Annotated in this window: 13 protein-coding genes, 4 tRNA genes, 1 pseudogene and 1 riboswitch; of the genes and pseudogenes, 8 read left to right on the forward strand and 10 right to left on the reverse strand. The window is 63.4% G+C overall.

The window, feature by feature from the left end:
• Nucleotides 1-159 precede the first annotated feature (159 nt).
• From AB4Y77_RS14460 to AB4Y77_RS14480, 5 genes are all read right to left on the reverse strand, one after another.
• Nucleotides 160-233 (reverse strand) — tRNA-Cys (locus AB4Y77_RS14460).
• Nucleotides 234-321: 88 nt separating this feature from the next.
• Nucleotides 322-1287, reverse strand: a complete 966-nt coding sequence (locus tag AB4Y77_RS14465; RefSeq protein WP_442014416.1) for a glycoside hydrolase family 43 protein — start codon at nt 1285-1287, stop codon at nt 322-324.
• A 133-nt stretch (nt 1288-1420) separates the two neighbouring features.
• Nucleotides 1421-1900 carry a hypothetical protein gene (locus AB4Y77_RS14470; protein WP_442014417.1) on the reverse strand — a complete coding sequence of 160 codons (480 nt, stop codon included), beginning with the start codon at nt 1898-1900 and terminating at the stop codon, nt 1421-1423.
• Nucleotides 1901-1957: 57 nt separating this feature from the next.
• Nucleotides 1958-2908, reverse strand: a complete 951-nt coding sequence (hutG, locus tag AB4Y77_RS14475) for a formimidoylglutamase (RefSeq protein WP_442014418.1) — start codon at nt 2906-2908, stop codon at nt 1958-1960.
• Nucleotides 2909-3065: 157 nt separating this feature from the next.
• The gene (locus tag AB4Y77_RS14480) at nt 3066-4508 is read right to left on the reverse strand and encodes an NCS2 family permease (protein ID WP_311211538.1); all 1443 of its coding nucleotides are present in this window, start codon (nt 4506-4508) and stop codon (nt 3066-3068) included.
• 114 nt (nt 4509-4622) lie between these two features.
• Here AB4Y77_RS14480 and AB4Y77_RS14485 point away from each other — a divergent pair, with 114 nt between their 5' ends.
• Together AB4Y77_RS14485 and AB4Y77_RS14490 are read left to right on the forward strand one after the other, a co-directional pair.
• Nucleotides 4623-5255, forward strand: a complete 633-nt coding sequence (locus tag AB4Y77_RS14485; RefSeq protein ID WP_442014419.1) for a copper resistance CopC family protein — start codon at nt 4623-4625, stop codon at nt 5253-5255.
• A gap of 174 nt (nt 5256-5429) precedes the next feature.
• Nucleotides 5430-5598: riboswitch (cyclic di-AMP (ydaO/yuaA leader) on the forward strand.
• A 3-nt stretch (nt 5599-5601) separates the two neighbouring features.
• Complete coding sequence (locus AB4Y77_RS14490) at nt 5602-6384, forward strand: hypothetical protein (protein WP_311211536.1); 783 nt, start codon at nt 5602-5604, stop codon at nt 6382-6384.
• Between the two features lie 175 nt (nt 6385-6559).
• On the opposite strand, the gene AB4Y77_RS14495 is transcribed toward AB4Y77_RS14490, so the two are convergent.
• A complete protein-coding gene (locus tag AB4Y77_RS14495) occupies nt 6560-7252 on the reverse strand; it encodes an FAD-binding protein (protein ID WP_442014420.1) in 693 nt (230 codons plus the stop codon).
• Nucleotides 7253-7667: 415 nt separating this feature from the next.
• Between AB4Y77_RS14495 and AB4Y77_RS14500 the strand changes: the two genes are divergently transcribed.
• Nucleotides 7668-8705 carry a universal stress protein gene (locus AB4Y77_RS14500; RefSeq protein WP_311211534.1) on the forward strand — a complete coding sequence of 346 codons (1038 nt, stop codon included), beginning with the start codon at nt 7668-7670 and terminating at the stop codon, nt 8703-8705.
• Between the two features lie 17 nt (nt 8706-8722).
• Complete coding sequence (locus AB4Y77_RS14505; RefSeq protein ID WP_442014421.1) at nt 8723-11494, forward strand: PEP/pyruvate-binding domain-containing protein; 2772 nt, start codon at nt 8723-8725, stop codon at nt 11492-11494.
• Here AB4Y77_RS14505 and AB4Y77_RS14510 read toward each other — a convergent pair.
• Both AB4Y77_RS14510 and AB4Y77_RS14515 read right to left on the reverse strand, forming a co-directional pair.
• A complete protein-coding gene (locus AB4Y77_RS14510) occupies nt 11491-12411 on the reverse strand; it encodes a cation diffusion facilitator family transporter (RefSeq protein WP_442014422.1) in 921 nt (306 codons plus the stop codon). The genes AB4Y77_RS14505 and AB4Y77_RS14510 overlap by 4 nt on opposite strands.
• A 10-nt stretch (nt 12412-12421) precedes the next feature.
• Entirely contained in the window at nt 12422-12913 is a 492-nt protein-coding gene (locus tag AB4Y77_RS14515; protein WP_442014423.1) for a metallopeptidase family protein, read from the reverse strand.
• Between the two features lie 92 nt (nt 12914-13005).
• On the opposite strand from AB4Y77_RS14515, the gene AB4Y77_RS14520 reads away from it, so the two are divergent.
• Entirely contained in the window at nt 13006-13929 is a 924-nt protein-coding gene (locus AB4Y77_RS14520) for a carbohydrate kinase family protein (RefSeq protein ID WP_442014424.1), read from the forward strand.
• Here AB4Y77_RS14520 and AB4Y77_RS14525 read toward each other — a convergent pair.
• Nucleotides 13926-14879 (reverse strand): DMT family transporter, encoded by a 954-nt coding sequence (locus tag AB4Y77_RS14525; RefSeq protein WP_442014425.1) that lies wholly within the window; start codon nt 14877-14879, stop codon nt 13926-13928. The genes AB4Y77_RS14520 and AB4Y77_RS14525 overlap by 4 nt on opposite strands.
• A 342-nt stretch (nt 14880-15221) precedes the next feature.
• Here AB4Y77_RS14525 and AB4Y77_RS14530 point away from each other — a divergent pair.
• The 3 genes from AB4Y77_RS14530 to AB4Y77_RS14540 all read left to right on the forward strand — a co-directional run bounded on the left by AB4Y77_RS14530 (nt 15222) and on the right by AB4Y77_RS14540 (nt 15574).
• A tRNA-Glu gene (locus AB4Y77_RS14530) sits at nt 15222-15294 on the forward strand.
• Between the two features lie 84 nt (nt 15295-15378).
• A tRNA-Asp gene (locus tag AB4Y77_RS14535) sits at nt 15379-15452 on the forward strand.
• A 46-nt stretch (nt 15453-15498) separates the two neighbouring features.
• Nucleotides 15499-15574 (forward strand) — tRNA-Phe (locus tag AB4Y77_RS14540).
• 235 nt (nt 15575-15809) lie between these two features.
• On the opposite strand, the pseudogene AB4Y77_RS14545 reads toward AB4Y77_RS14540, so the two are convergent.
• Nucleotides 15810-16131 (reverse strand): annotated as a pseudogene (locus AB4Y77_RS14545) (hypothetical protein); the annotation flags it as partial.

Consider the following 16131-nt stretch of genomic DNA (forward strand, 5'->3'; position numbering starts at 1 on the left):
CGCCTCCGCTGCGCAAAGGAGCGGCCGTGCTGTTGCGGTCGGCAAAGTCCCTGCGCCTCCCCTCATGCTCCCGCGAGGTGGCATTTGATGGCAATGTTTGAGCGAAACATTGCCATTAAATGCCACTTCGCGGAGGGGGTTCCGGGCCTCGGGATCCCTTGGACGTGGTGGCGGGATTCGAACCCGCGTACGCTGCTTTGCAGGCAGCTCCCTGGCCTCTCGGGTACACCACGTGCAAACGACACTAGGCGTCTCAGTGCGGCCGGATCAATGTTCATTTCGCGGCCTTTCGCTGCGCTACGCAGGCCGTCGCCGGGCTACTCAGCGTTGCGCAAGGTTGCTGCCCGTTAAGCCGTGGACGCCTTTTGGAGACTCAATGCGAAGGAGGGTAGTGCGTTCGTGAGGTGAGTCGTTCGGAGTGTGGAACACCAGGTAGTCAGATCCGTCGGAGGCGCTCAGGATCATTCCATGGCCACCGTTGCGTGCCCAGAGCGGCGTGTCTTCCTGGATCCACGGTCCAAGAAGGGTGCCGGTAGGTGAGTTGGCTACTCCCATGGCATATCCTTCGTCTCCAAAACTGGACCACAGCATCTGGATACTCCCTGTGGGCGTCCGGCGTATAAAAGGTCCATCCGTGAAGAGAGGGTCCTTGGCGAGCTTCAGCGCGCTGGGTGGTTCAACGCCCTCCGGAAAACGCAGGGGCTTGCTCCACGACGCGGAGGATGCCCGGAAGAGCAGTTGCGGATTACCGACCGCTTCCTTGAGGTCGTCGGAGAGCTGCATGGCATACATTTCGCCATCCGCCAGCGGCGGTTCTCCTGCGGCGGTGGCTTCCGCTCCGCGGCTGTACACCAGCCATGGCCGGGACTCATCGTCCAAGAAAAAAGTTCCGTCAAGGCAGGGAACTCCCAAAGGTGTGACGGGGCCGTCGCTCCACGGCTGGAAGGGGCCGGTGGGCTCGTCTGCGACCAGGATCGCGACTCCGCGCACCTGGGAGGCGCTGGCGACGAACGTGCCGAACAAGAAATAGCGTCCCGCATGGGCGTGGACTTCAGGAGCCCAGAACTGCGAGTCGGACCAGAAGCCCTCAGGCGGTCGGAACGCAGGGAGGGGACCGTTCCAGTGCTCCAGATCATCACTGGTGTAGCAATCGAATCCGGTGGCAGGGCCGCCCCACACATTCTCATCCGTGGTACCGAACAGTACGTACCAGCCACGTGTGGGCTCCATGATGAACGGGTCCCGGATCCGGATATCCGACAATTTCTTCAACGGGCCCTCGGTCATATCCATATCCTTTGTTGGCAGCAGCCTGACAGGCCAAACAGTACAAAGGACAGGCCCCGTGGAAGAGACCGTATGCCATTGACTGAAAACATTGCTGCCTCGCACCTGTGCTCAGCTCAGCAGGACCGGCTTGTCAGCGGCTGTGGTTCTCACGTCGAAGCGGCTCTTCACGTTTCTGCGCTGCCAGCTTGGACACGCCTGCGGCCACCAGCAGCGTGAGGATCGCAGCCGCCATGTGGGTGTAGAGGAGGAGGTGAATGTCGCCGCCACCGGATGCGGTGCCGCCCGGCACATCCCCGCCCGGCACACCCCCTACGACCTGGCCGCCGTGCAAGTGGTCCAGGAATCCGCTGCCGGGAAAGTACCCTCCGAAAGCCTCGAAGCCGAAGTGCAGCAACTGCTGTGCCAATCCGGAAAGGAACAGCAGCAGCAGCGGCCCGTGCACCCAGCGGGAAACGAGCTGGGCGGCCAGGGCACACAGCGCGGCGAATGCCAGGAGGACGGGTATGGCAGGAGCGCTTCCGCCCGCGAACATGTGCGCTGCGAGTCCCAGAGCCACAGCCGTCGGCCCGGCTACCCAGGCCCACTTGTCCTGCACAGGAGTTCCGCGCATCGCCATCCTTCCCTCCCCACAGAGTAGGCGGCGGACGCCGGCTGGAAAAGGGAAAAGCTAGGCGAGGAGCGTGTTCACCAGCCGCGCAGCCACTTTCGCAGTGCGGTGATCGATATCGAACGCGGGATTCAGCTCAGCTACGTCCAGGTGGAGGAGCTTCCCACTGGCAGCAACCTGCCGGCAGACCGCACTGATCACCGGCAAAGGCACGCCATAGGCGGCGGGTGCGCTCACCCCAGGGGCCACCGATGCTGGCATCACATCGAGGTCTATGGTCAGGTACAACACGTCCACGCCTGCCAGGAAATCGGCAACAAAAATCTCCACTGCCTCGGGGGTGCACAGCTCATCCAGCAGGTATTTCACTCCCAGGCGATCGGCGGTATCGAAGAGGGTACGCGTGTTGTTCGGCTCAGAAATTCCGACGACGGCGTACTGCAGTTCCCGCCCAGCGGCGGCTTCTGCGTGGGCCATCTGGAGGAACGGCGTACCCGAGCTCGGCGTGGGTTCGTCCCGCAGGTCGAAGTGGGCATCAAGGTTCAGGACACCCAGCCGTTTACCGCGAACCACGTCAGAACCGGCCACGCCAAGGTAACTGGCAAACGCGGTCTCGTGGCCGCCGCCGAGCACCACGGTGAGGTTTCCGGCGTCGAGCAGTCCCGAAATGGCGAGTCCGGCGCGCTCTTGGCCCGCTTCCAGTGAGTCGTCCTCCACCACCACATCACCGGCGTCGAACACGTCACGGTCAAGGTGGAACGCCAGCGGACCCAGCGCCGTGCGGATGGCGGCCGGCGCCGCAGCAGCACCCACTCGGCCTTTGTTGCGCAGGACCCCGGCATCGCTGCAAAAACCAAGCACGACGGCGGGACGCGAGGCCGTTGCGGGAACGGACGACGTCAGCGGTGCTACCGCCTGCCACCAGCGGCGGTGTTCGGTTCCGTCTCCGTCAAAGCGGCCCGTCCAAGGGGTGGGGCTGACGTCTACGGCGAGGGTGCTGCTGGTTTCCATGCTTCAAGCACACCCGACGCGGGGTCCAAAAACCAGCTGTCTCACCGGCTGGGTGTCTGAAACCCCGGACGACCACTCCCCGGAGACGCCTCGAGACGGCATTTAATGACAATGTTCTCGCCAAACACTGTCATTAAATGCCGTCTCGGCGAAGGGCCTACTTGACCCCCAGCAATTCCTCCACGGTTCCAATTCCGAAGAACAGCAGGAACGCAGCGGCCACAGCCCACATGAGCGGGTGGACTTCGCGGGCGCGGCCCTGGAAAGTGCGGATGAGGACGTAGGAGATGAAGCCGGCGCCGAGACCGTTGGCGATCGAGTACGTGAACGGCATGAGGGAGATGGTCAGGAACGCGGGGATGCCGACACCCCAGTCCTGCCAATCGATCTTGCCCACCTGGGAAACCATCATGAAGCCCACAACCACCAAGGCCGGGGCCACGGCTTCGAAGGGGACAAGGTTGATCAGAGGCGTGAAGAACATGGCCACCAGGAACAGCACGCCGGTGACGATCGACGCGAGGCCGGTGCGGGCGCCTTCACCGATGCCGGCGCCGGACTCAACAAAGATCTGGTTGGAGGAAACCGAAGCGCCACCACCCACGATCGCGCCGAGGGCATCCACCTGCAGAACACGGTCCACGTTGGGGATGTTGCCGTCCTTGTCCACGGTCCCGGCCTCGTTGGCCAGGCCCACCATGGTGCCCATGGCATCGAAGAAGATGCTCAGGAGGATCACGAATGCCAGCAGGGCCGCTGCGATGAACCCGAGGTGCTCAAAGGCGCCGAACGGGTTGGCTTTGCCGATGAGGGACAGGTCCGGGGCGCCCCACTCTGAGAGTGTGGGAGCCACGAGCGACCAGCCGCGCGGGTTGACGTTCTTGCCGTCGAAGCTGGGGCCGATGTGGAGGGTGAATTCAAGGATGGCGGCCAGTGCCGTGGAGACCACGATGCCGATGAGGATGGCGCCGCGGACCTTGCGGACCACCAAGGCGATGGTGAGGATGAGGCCCACTGCGAACACCAGGGTAGGCCAGCCCATCAGCTTGCCGTCGACGCCCAGGCCCAAGGGAACCGTGGTGCCGGCGGCGTCGGGAATTCGGCGCACAAATCCCGCATTGACCAGCCCGATCAGCGCAATGAAGAGGCCGATACCTACAACGATCGCCGTTTTCAGGGCTTCCGGCACGGCCTTGAACACGGCAGTACGGAAACCGGTCAGCACCAGGATGAGCATGGTGACGCCGGAGAGCACCACGAGGCCCATCATGTCCGGCCAGGTGAGCTCCGGGTGCGAGGCCACAGTGACGGCAACGAAGGCGTTGACGCCCAGGCCGGTTGCCACGGCGAACGGGTGCTTGGCCCAAGCGCCCATGAGGATGGTCAGGATTCCCGCCACGAAGGCCGTGGTGGCTGCGACGGCCGTGAAACCGAGGGAGGCCCCACTGGAATCCGCCCCGGAAAGAATCAGCGGGTTCAGCACCACGATGTAGCTCATGGCGAAGAACGTTGCGAAGCCGCCACGAATTTCCCTCGAGTACGTGGATCCACGTTCAGTAATTTTGAAGTAGCGGTCTACGGCAGAACCTTGTTTAAGCATGAAGGACTCCGGGGATTGAGGGGAGTGTGCTCTCAAATCCTAAGCGGTCCGGTACGGGCCCTCCGGACGATTCGCCTAGTCTGTAAGGAAGCCAACACTAGGAGAAACCGCCCCATGCGTACCATCCGCCCGCTTCTGGCCGCCGTCGTCGCTGCTCTTGCCTTCGCGTCCGCCCTGCTGTTTTCTGCGGCTCCCGCGTCCGCCCACGACGTCGCTGAATCCACGACGCCGGCCAACGGTACCGCCGTGACGCAGGTCCCGGCGTCGGTCTCCATCACGTTCAACAACCGACCGCTTGCCATCGGTTCCGGCGTGACGGTCACGGCAGGTGGCGAAAACTGGGCCGACGGCCCCGTTGAGATCATCGACAACCAGGCGGTCCAGAAGCTGCGCGAAGGCGCCCCGGGCGGCGAATACACAGTGGTCTGGCGCGTCGTCAGCAGCGATTCCCACCCCATTGAGGGCACCTTTACCTTCACGGCCACCGTAGGAAGCGCGACGGCGGCCAACGGCTCGGCGGCAGTCTCGCCGTCCGCTTCAGCACCTTCAGCAGCAGTACCGACGGCGGGGACCGGGGCGCCGGGAACCGGTAACAGCGAGCCAGCCGCGGATGCCTCCCAGCCCTTCCCGTGGAGCATTGTGGGCTTGGCGGTTGTTGCTGTCGGTCTCGTTATTTTTCTGGCTGTTACAGCGCGGAGAAAACTCGCTGCTTCGAACGACTCAGATGGCGATTCTCCCGCGGAATAACAGGGTTTTCTACGTAGCTGCGAAGATCTCGAAACGGTTACTGCGACACGCCGGAAGCGCGCTTCTCGTTACTTAAATGTGACTTCCGCGTGATCATCGCGTACGGTAGTACCTGTGCCTGTTCCACGTAACGGGCACTTCCGGCCTGATTGCCTAGCTCTGCCGCAGTCCGGAATCCGTTCGCAGACAAACCTTACGGCAGAGACGGGGAACCCATTTTAGGTCGCTTTCGAGCGTGCCTTGGGGTGAAGTCACGAAGCTTCCGCTGAACAGCGGGGGATAGTGGCCGGGTGACTCCCATCCGAATCCGACAGCTAACCTCGCAGGCATCGGGAGAGGCTCTTTCATGTCTTCACGCATTCTTCGCGGCCGTCGTAAGGCGGACAGCGTACGTCCTAATCCGTTCATCTCCATCTCCAAGGCAGTCGCCAGCAACGCTTCCGGCGCTGGCCGCCAGGCAGCTGTTATTGCAGCAGCCTCGGGCCTTGTGTTGACCGGCTCCATTGCAGCTCACGCTGCTGAAGCTCCGGTTCAGCGGGATTCCAGCCCGGCCACGGTCGCTGAGACCGTTTCAGCCGACGCTCCCACCCAGGTTGTTACCGCCCTGGCTACGGCTACCGTCAACTTCGAGCGCCCTGCTGTTGCTTCCGTAGCAGCTCCGGTTATCGAGAAGCCTGCTCCGGTTGCTCCGGCTCCCGTCGCCAAGAAGGCAGCAGTCACCACTGCCGCCGCAACGGCTCCTGTTGCCAAGGCTGCTGCTGCCGCTCCGGCCGCTGCTGCTCCTGCTCCCGCTGCTGCCCCGGCCGTGGGTGGCGTCAACGCTGCCATGGTTGCCTCGGCTTACGCCCAGATCGGCATCATGCAGGACTGCACCGCCATGGTGGAGCGCGCGCTCGGCTCCGCAGGCATCCCCGTTGGTGACCTCGGCCCCATGCAGTTCATGAACTACGGCAAGGTTGTCAGTGACCCCCAGCCCGGTGACATGATCGTTCAGTCCGGCCACGTCGCCATCTTCATCGGCAACGGCCAGGCCATCAGCGGTGGCATCAACGGCAACCAGACGGGCATCCACCCGATCAGCTGGTTGACCGCTACGGGTCCCCTGACCTACGTACGCGCTGGCGCATAAGCCTCACGCTTCAGACCAAAGGCCGGTGTCTTTGAGGAATTAGTCCTCGAAGGCACCGGCCTTTGGCGTTAAGTTATGTGCGGAAAAGTTCAGAGCCAGGTGCGACACCGGGATAGAGCGCGCCTCAGCTGTATAGCCCGACGGCCTTTGTCTGGAGTCGTCCGGGTTTGTTCTGCTAGGCGGTGACGATGCTTGGCCCTGCGGTGAGGGCCACTTTGGACGATATTGCCTGGCCCACGGCCTTCGCCTGTCGAAGTACTTCCTTGGGTGTGGGCGTAATCAGTTCGCCGACACCTACAAGGTGCATCCCGACGGCCCGCATCGCAGCCACCAGGTTCTGGCCGATTGCAATGCCAAGTTCGGCCAGCATGCGGCGCAATTGGCTCTGCGCGCAGCGCGTGACCACAATGTGGTCCGCCAGAAGAACGCCGTTGGCAGTGTGGACGGCCCACTGGCGGCGGGTGGATTCAAGGGGGCCTGAGGCGTGGAGCCCAGTCCTGAGCCCGGCGGTGGTCATGCTGGCGGCCAGTCCGTAGCCGATCTGTTGGGAAGGGTCGGAGCCAAGGAAATCGAGGCGGACAGCCCGCGTGGTGCTGCGGACATCCAGGTGATGGCTTGCTGCATAGTTCCGCAGGTGGCGGAGGATCTCGTTGCGTTCCTGCATGGCTGCGGGGTCGGCTGCATCGCAGCGTTGAAGCATGCCTGTGTGGACTGACGGCCCGGTTGTGGACAACGCGCCAAACCCGTCCACCACTATGGAGCCCACGCCGTAGCGGCTGAGCTCACTGGCAACTGCCAAGCCGGACAGGCCGGCTCCGATGACCACGGTGGTGGTGCGTTCCGTGGCGGAATCAGGCGTGAGTGACACTGCTTGGTTCCTCCTTGACGTGTGTGCCGTTAGGCATCGCATGGGGTCGCGTCCGAGTTCCCCAAGCGGCCGCAATAAATGGCCGGAAAGTGCTGTGGAACACGTTTGCCGGCCATTCGGTGACTCGAACACTACCGAACTTTTTCTGCCATGGATAGCCTCCCGAGTCCGCGTGTTTGCGTTGTTCATCCCCAGCGCAAAATGCGCCCCCTGCAACCGAGCCCGGACCGTTATACACATAGCCCAAAGTCACCTTGATTCGGCGTTGACGACCGAGAATAGTGGACATTGGGAGGAGGAATTTCCAGGTTTCTTCTGCCCCGGCCATTGACAACGACGCCAGTAGGGAATCCGAGCCGGAGAACCTCTGGCAGAATGGCCGGAACATCAAGCAGCAGGTGGAGAGGCGGGCCCCATGGACCAGCACAGCAGGCACAATGAAGAGCCACAGGACGGCCAGGACCAGGCAGTGGCGCCAGGCGGCATTGTCGTTGGAGTTGACGGTTCTGAGCACGGGCAGTGTGCGTTGGTATGGGCGGCACGTGAAGCCGAACGCCGTCAGTTGCCCTTGCACATCGTCACGGCCTATTCCGTACCCATCTTTGCCGCATCAGGGCTGGATGGCGGCTACGCAACAGTGGATGACTCGGTGATCCGCGAAGGCGCGGACGCGATCGTGAAACAGGCTATGGACAAGATCTCCGGGTATTCCATAGACGTGGACGCTTCGGTGGAGAACGGCGACGCTGCCGGTGTCCTCCTGGATCTTTCGGCAGAAGCCGCGCTCCTCGTTTTTGGCAGCCGGGGCCGCGGAGGCTTCGTTGGACGCCTTTTGGGATCTGTCAGCAGCGCATTGCCTGCCCACGCCAAATGCCCCACCGTCACGGTCCCGCTGTACTGCGCCGACCGTCTCGGCGAAAACACTGAAGACAAGCACATCAAGGCTGAGCACGCCAAGGCTGGCCCTCGCGCAGTCGAAAACGTGGTTGCAGTTGGTGTCGACGGCTCCGAGCAAGCCCGCGTGGCAGTACTCGAAGCGGCTGAGCAAGCGCAGCGCATGGGAGCCAAGCTCCGCGTCATTTGCGCTGTACCGCAGTACAGCGGGTCCCTGGCCTGGGTGCCGGCTCCGTTGGACCGCGACGCCCTCTTTGCGGATATCAGGGTCCAGCTTGACGCCGGTGTTGCCTGGCTCAGGAGCCACTTCCCCCAGCTTCCCATTGAGACGGACCTCCGGGACGGCTCACCAGTGGACGTGCTGGTGGAAATCAGCCGCAGCGTTGAACTGGTGGTCTTGGGAACACGAGGCCGCGGCGGGTTCGCGGGTATGCTGCTCGGTTCCACCTCGGACGGCGTCCTCCACCATGCCAAGGGGCCTGTGCTGGTCGTCCCGGATCGTGAGGATCCGCGGCTTGCCGACCGTCACAAGTTTGGGCCGATGCTCGGCGCAGCTTAGCCTCGGGCCCATCCTCCATGGACGGCCAGGAGACCGGGGAACAAGGGCAGGATCGCCATAACGTTGCGTCCGGCACGGTGTTCACTCTGGACATCGCCGGCATCAGTGGGGCCATGCTTCCTGAAGTGGGGGGCAAGGCTGCCAACCTGGGTGAGCTGACCAGCGCCGGCCTGCCCGTACCGCCTGGATTCTGCCTGACAACCGCTGCCTACCGGCACGCCCTCTCGGCCATTGGCCTGGACGAGGTCTTTGCGGCACTGAAAGAGACCGATGCTTCCCACCTGGACCAGCTGAACGGGCTTGCCGCACGCGCACGGTCCTTGGTGCTGGACGCCGGCGTTCCCGACGTGGTCGCCGAAGCGCTGCGGTCCGCCTATCAGCAGTTGGGCGAGGACGTCCCCGTTGCCGTCAGGTCTTCAGCTACCGCGGAGGACCTGGCCTTCGCGAGCTTCGCCGGCCAGCAGGATACCTTCCTGAACGTGGTGGGAGCGGACTCGGTCTTGGAGGCTGTGAGCCGCTGCTGGGCTTCGCTGTGGACAGACCGTGCCGTGACCTACAGGACCACCAACGGGATCGATCACGCGTCGGTGACCCTGGCTGTGGTGGTGCAGGAGATGGTGGACTCAGCCACCGCCGGCGTCATGTTCACCGCCAACCCGGTGACAGGAAATCGGCAAGAGACAGTGATCGACGCCAGCCCGGGCCTGGGAGAGGCCGTCGTTTCCGGAGCCGTGAATCCGGATCAGTATGTGGTGGATGTCCGTCGCGGTGCCATGGTGAAGAGGACCGTGGGGGACAGGCAAGTGGAGATCAGGGCCATCCCTGGCGGCGGCACGGAACGCGTTGAACGCAGCGCCGGGTCCTCACGGGACCTGCCCGGCGATGCAAACCCTCAGCCCTGCCTCAGCGATCACCAGGTGCTGGCACTCGTGGACTTGGGCCGCGAGGTCCAGTTGCATTACGGAGCCCCGCAGGACACCGAGTGGGCCATAGACGATGAGGGAAAATTGTGGCTCACCCAGGCCCGGCCCATCACTACCCTGTACCCGCAAACCACGCGCACCCCTCCGGTTCCGGGAGAGCACGCCTTCCTGAACTTCAGCCTCGCCCAGGGTCTCACCAGACCGCTGACTCCCATGGGCTTGGCCGGCATTCGGCTCATCGCCTCCTGCGTCGCCCGGACCGCGGCCTTCGATGTTCCGGATCCCCGGTCCGGCCCACCGCCGTACTACGAGGCGGGGCAGCGCATCTTCTTTGACCTCACTGCGGTGGTGCGGAGCAGGGTCGGCCGGGCGATCGTGCCCCGGGTTTTCGATGTCATGGAGGCCCGTTCAGCCGTTCTGATACGTGGCCTCTTTGACGATCCACGTTTCTCGGTGACCACCAGGACACCCTTGAAATTGATTCGCCACGTCGCTCCGGTTGCGGCCAAATACCGTGTTCCCGAGACGCTGTTCCGTGGCCTGTTCCGCCCGGCTTCGGCATTGAAACGTGTGGAGAAGCTTGGCTCCGATCTGCGCAACACCTTGGCCGTCCCGCAGCAAGCAACGGCCCATCAACGGATCAGCCACGTCCAGCGAATCCTCGGAGAGGAAGTTTTCGCCACGGTCCCCCAGGTGCTGCCCCTGCCCGCGCTCGGCTTTGCCATGCTTGCGCTGGTCAAGAAGCTGTTGGGCGGGCAAGCTCCCTATGACGAACTCCAAACGGTGCTCCGCGGCCTTCCCAACAACGTCACTACCGAGATGGACCTGGCGCTGTGGCAGCTTGCCGCGGGGATTCGGAAAGACCCCGACGCCGTTGCCTCCATGACCGGTCGAACGGCGGCAGAACTGACGGAGCAGTATCGGGACGGAAGCCTCCCCGCCGTCGCCCAGACCGGATTGAGTTCATTCCTGGGTACCTTCGGACACCGTGCCGTCGCCGAGATCGACCTTGGCATGCCGCGCTGGTCAGACGACCCCACCCACATTCTTGGCGTCGTCACCAACTACTTGAGGCTGGCGGACGGCTCAGAGGCGCCGGACCAGCAGTTCGCGCGGGCAGCCCGTGATGCTGATGAACAAGTATCGCGTCTCGTCGCCCGGGCCAGGACAAAGAGCCCTTTGCACGCGGCCGTGGTTCGCATGGCGTTGGACCGGACACGGAGGTTCGCGGGACTGCGCGAGCTGCCCAAGTACAACCTGGTCCTGGGACTATCCGTTGCACGGAAGCAGTTGCTTCTCATCGGGAATGAGCTTGCGGCAGCGCATCGGATCGAACGCCCCGAGGACATCTTCTTCCTGGACCTCGACGAAGCCGAGACCGCACTGGCCGGCGATGACCTGCAGGAGTTGGTAGCTGAGCGACGCGCCGCCTATGGGCAGGAACTGCGGCGAAGGCACATACCGCGGGTGCTGATGTCGGATGGCACCGAACCGGAAGCCGCGCCTGGGACCAACGGGTCCCAGCGCCCTGGCACATTGTCCGGCAGTCCGGCGTCGGCAGGACGGGCCACAGCTCCTGCACGGGTCATCATGGACCCGGTTGGGGCGCACCTGGAGCCGGGAGAAATCCTCGTAGCACCGTCAACGGATCCCGGCTGGACGCCGTTGTTCCTCACGGCCGGAGGGCTGGTCATGGAGATGGGTGGGCCCAACTCCCATGGCGCCGTGGTGGCCCGTGAGTACGGCATCCCTGCTGTTGTGGGGGTTCCGGACGCCACATCGCGGATCAGCACCGGTCAGCTCGTCACCGTGGACGGCGCCGCAGGGACGGTGGCTGTTGAGGGCGCGGGTGGCGGGACCGGCTAGGCGTGCTGGTGCGACTCGTGTTCCGAGTGGCTCACCGGCTCCAACTGGAAGGTGCAATGCTCGGTGTCGAAATGCCGTCCGAGGCAGGATCCCAACTGGTCAAGGATGCTGTCCGCACCGCTGGCGTTAAGGACTTCGTCTTCCACCACAACGTGGGCAGAGAACACGGGAACGCCGGAAGTGATGGTCCAGATGTGAATGTCGTGGGCTTCCACCACACCATCCACGGCCAGGATGTGTTCGCGGATCATATTCACGTCCACGCCTTTCGGTGTCGCCTCCAGGAGGACATCCACCACGTCGCGAAGCAGATGCCAGGCGCGGGGGATGATCATCACTGCGATCAACATCGATGCAATGGGGTCTGCGGCGCTGAAGTCTGTAGTCATGATGACGATCGCCGCCACAATGACCGCAATGGAGCCCAGAAGGTCACCGAGGACTTCAAGGTAGGCGCCACGTACGTTGAGGCTTTCCTTTTGCGCCCCCTGCAGGATCAGGAGCGAGACAAGGTTGGCCACGGCACCCAGAATGGCTGCCCAGAGCATGACGTCCGTGTGGATTTCCGGGGATTCCCCGAAGCGGCGGATGGCTTCGATCATGATCACCACAGCGATCACAATGAGGATCAATGCGTTCGCCAGGGCGGCCAGCACTTCAGCCCGCTGGTACCCGTATGTCCGCTGGTCACTGGCTGGACGCGTGGCAATCCAAGCCGCCATCAGTGCGATGAAGACACCCGCGGCATCAGAGAGCATATGGCCGGCATCAGCCAGCAGTGCCAAGGACCCGGACACGACGGCGCCGACCACCTGGATGCCGACCACCCCTAAGGTGATGGCCAGGACGGCGATAAGCCGCTTCCGGTGCTTGCCGGTTGCTGTGACTCCGTGGGAGTGGTTGTGGTCGTGCCCCATGTCTATAAGGCTAGCCCCAGCCGAGTTCGTGTAAGCGGTCGTCGTCGATCCCGAAGTGGTGCGCGATCTCGTGGACCACCGTGATGGCCACTTCATCGATGACCTCTTCGCGTGTACTGCAGATGTCCAGGATCGGCTGCCTGAAGATGGTGATCCGGTCCGGCAGGGAACCGGCTTCCCACCAGGAATCGCGTTCAGTCAGGGGGACGCCCTCGTAGAGTCCCAACAACACAGTGTCCGGATCTTCGCCCGGCTGGGGCGTGTAGTCGTCTTCAATAAAGACAGCCACGTTGTCCATGGCACTGGCCGCTTTGGGCGGGATCAGTTGGAGGGCGTCGCTGACGGCCTCCTCAAATTCTTCGGGGGACATTTCGAAAGGCGCGGCACCATGAGCGTCGGTGTGCTCAACAGGGCTGTGCACCGCATTCCGATCCCGGAGCTGCGATGAAGGACGCTCGCCGTCCGGAACTATGGGCAAGCCGGGTGGAAGATTCGCGGGCATGATCTGACTTTAGTCCGCTCAGGCAGCAACGGCGCTGTGTGTGATGAGAGATACTGAAAGTCAATCCTCTTTTCGACAGACACAGGAACCGCATGACCGGCACCCCTTCCCTCGCGCCTGAACCCCTCGACGTCGTCGTTGTAGGTGAGGCGTTGATCGACATCGTTGAGTCGTCCGATGGCCAGGTGGAGTACCCCGGCGGTTCTCCGGCCAACGTCGCCTTCGGTCTGGGCCTGCTGGACGTCAAAACCGGCCTGCTGACGACCATCGGACGCGACGCCCGGGGTGACGCCATCGCAGCACATCTGCACAGTGCCGGCGTGGTGCTGTTGCCCGGCTCCATGTCCGCGGGCAAGACCGCGACGGCGACAGCCCGGATAGCTGCAGACGGTTCAGCTGACTACACCTTTGACATTGACTGGGCGTTGGCACCCCTGGCCCTTCCCTACGCCCCGAGGATCCTGCACACGGGCTCCATCGCCACGTTCCTGGAGCCCGGCGCAAGCGTTGTGCGGAGCTTGCTGGAGCAGGCGCAGGGCGGGTGCATGGTGACGTACGATCCCAACATCCGCGCCGACCTCCTCGGAAGCCACCAGGAGGCCTTGTCGCTCTTCGAGGAAATAGTGCCGCTGACCGACGTCGTGAAGCTCAGCGGGACCGATGCCCGTTGGCTGTACCCCGGCAAGGCGCTTGAGGACACCGCGAAGCACCTCCTGGCCCTGGGCGCCGGGTTGGTTGTAGTGACCCAAGGGGTCAAGGGCTCGCTCATGGCCACTCGGCACATACAGCTCAACGTCCCGGCCGTCCCGGCAACAGTGGCCGACACCATCGGCGCGGGCGATTCCTACATGGCAGCGCTCATCATGGGACTGCTCCTTCGTGGCAGCGACGGACTGGCACCCACCGTCATGGAGCGGATCGGCACCATTGCCTCCATGGCGGCCTCCATTGCCGTCGGCCGCCCGGGTGCCAATCCGCCCACTCACCGTGAACTTTTGGTGGGAATGGCCCGCTAGCGGAGCGGCTGGCGGGTCCGACGCCGGGTCAGGCCCACGCCCACCAGGCACACTACGCCACCGATCAGTCCCCAGATGGTGGGGACTTCCCGAAGCACGGCCCACGAAATCAAAATGGTGGTGCCCGGAACCAGGTACGTGGTGGCGGCCAGCTTCCCGGCCGAGATGAGGGACAAAGCGTACGCCCAGGTGGTGAAAGCGATGGCCGTGGGAAAGATCCCCAAGTAGACCAGGCCCAGCGTTGCCGGGAGCGGCGCCGCCTGGACCTCGGAAATCAACTGCCAGGTCCACGGCAGGCAGCAAATGGCGCCCACCATGATCCCGAACCACGTTGCCTGCCCTGCGGTGAACTTACGGAGCACGGGCTTCTGAAGGATCGCGCTCACCGAGGCGAGCACAGCGGCAAGCAAGCACAACAGCACGCCGGCGACGTCCGCCGTCGAACGCTGTCCGGAACCCAGCGCGATCATTGCGACGCCGCAGAACGCCACGCCGCTGCCAATCAGCAGCCAGCGGGGGAAGCCCTCCTTGAGGAAGATTCCGGCAAGGATTGCGATCAGGATGGGGGAGACATTGATCAGCATGGCGCTGGTGCCGGCGTCGAGCATGTGTTCCGCGGCGTTCAGGGCCACGTTGTAACCGCCGAACCACATCACGCCATACGCCACGATCGGCAACCATTCCCGGCCGCTCGGCCACACCTTCAACGTCGGCAGCACCACGATTCCAAGCACGACGGCGGCAACCGCCAACCGTCCCAGCGTCAAGGATCCGGGGGAGAAGCTTGGGCCGACCGCGCGGATGCCCACGAACGCCGAAGCCCACAGGACCACGGTGACGATCACGGCGGCGATGCCGAGTTTGCTCATGACTGCTCCCGGCGCGGGGGTGGTGCGCTGGGGCATGTCTGGGGAAGGCTGGCCGGGTTCGGCCGGGGAGGTGGTTGTCATAGAGCCAAATCTAGCCGCCGTTGAGCCGGGGCGGCTGGCGGTTTTCGGACGCGTCAGGGCAAGATCCTGCCAAGTTTGCGGACTGCCCTCGGTGTGCGGCGGCGGGTTGATGTGGTGGCGCGCTGCCGAGAGGTTAGCTCTCGACTCTTTGGGTGCTTCTTAGAGGTGAGATCCCGCCCCTCGATAGGCCCCAAGTGGGTGGCCCTGCGAGGTCTGCAGACCTCGATTTGGGAATATCGCCATCTATGCTCTAAAGTTTTAGAGTCCAGTTCGGACGAGCGAGACACGGAAAAGAACGCGTAAAGCGTCGATTTTCTTTTGCGAAATCCGAATTGAGTTCAGGCCCCCATCGTCTAGCGGCCTAGGACACCGCCCTTTCACGGCGGCGGCACGGGTTCGAATCCCGTTGGGGGTACGCAAGGAAGTGGTTAGCCGGATGGAAAAAGTCTGGTAGGCTAGAAGCCTTGAAAAAAACGCGGTAGAGATACTGCAAACGCAAGGCCCTGTAGCGCAGTTGGTTAGCGCGCCGCCCTGTCACGGCGGAGGTCGCGGGTTCAAGTCCCGTCAGGGTCGCTCTGAGCGCCGAAGAAATTCGGTTCTCAAGGTGACATGTCACCTAGGCTCTGTAGCTCAGTTGGTAGAGCGTTCGACTGAAAATCGAAAGGTCACCGGATCGACGCCGGTCGGAGCCACCACTGGGAAGCATCAGTTCTTCGGAACTGGTGCTTTTCTTCTTTAACCCAATGAGCGAGCGCGTGTACCGGCGCCACCCACTTTGGTTCGCCTTCATTCGTCGCAGAAGCCGACGCACCGTAATTCTGCGCGTGTCGAAGGTCATAGCCGCGCGAAGTAGGTCGGGGCGGCACGAAGACTGCCCTCTACCTCCGCTCACGCGCCTGGCGCACTTGCCTGTTTATTCGGTTTCCACACTTACTCCCTAGCTTCTGGGCAGCCCCAGGAGTTGGGGTTTTGCTGGCAGGTGTCGGCGACGAGTGCTCTTTCTGTTTTCCAGACGTGGATGGTTTTGGCTGGTGTGGTGATGTCGAGGGTTCCGTTGATGGGTAGTGGTGGCCCGTTGTTGACGGAGTAGGTGCCGGTGAAGCTGGTGGTGAGGGTGGCTTGGTAGTTGCCGGTTTCGGTGTAGATGTGGCTGGTTCGGGTGTCGTTGGTGAGCCAGTCGGTCTCGGGGATGGAGTAGCCGGCCACTGGGGTGGGTCCGAGGGCTCCTCCGTCGCCGAAGGTGTAGGTGTAG

This window comes from Paenarthrobacter sp. YAF11_1 (genome assembly GCF_052113445.1).
Lineage (GTDB): Bacteria > Actinomycetota > Actinomycetes > Actinomycetales > Micrococcaceae > Arthrobacter.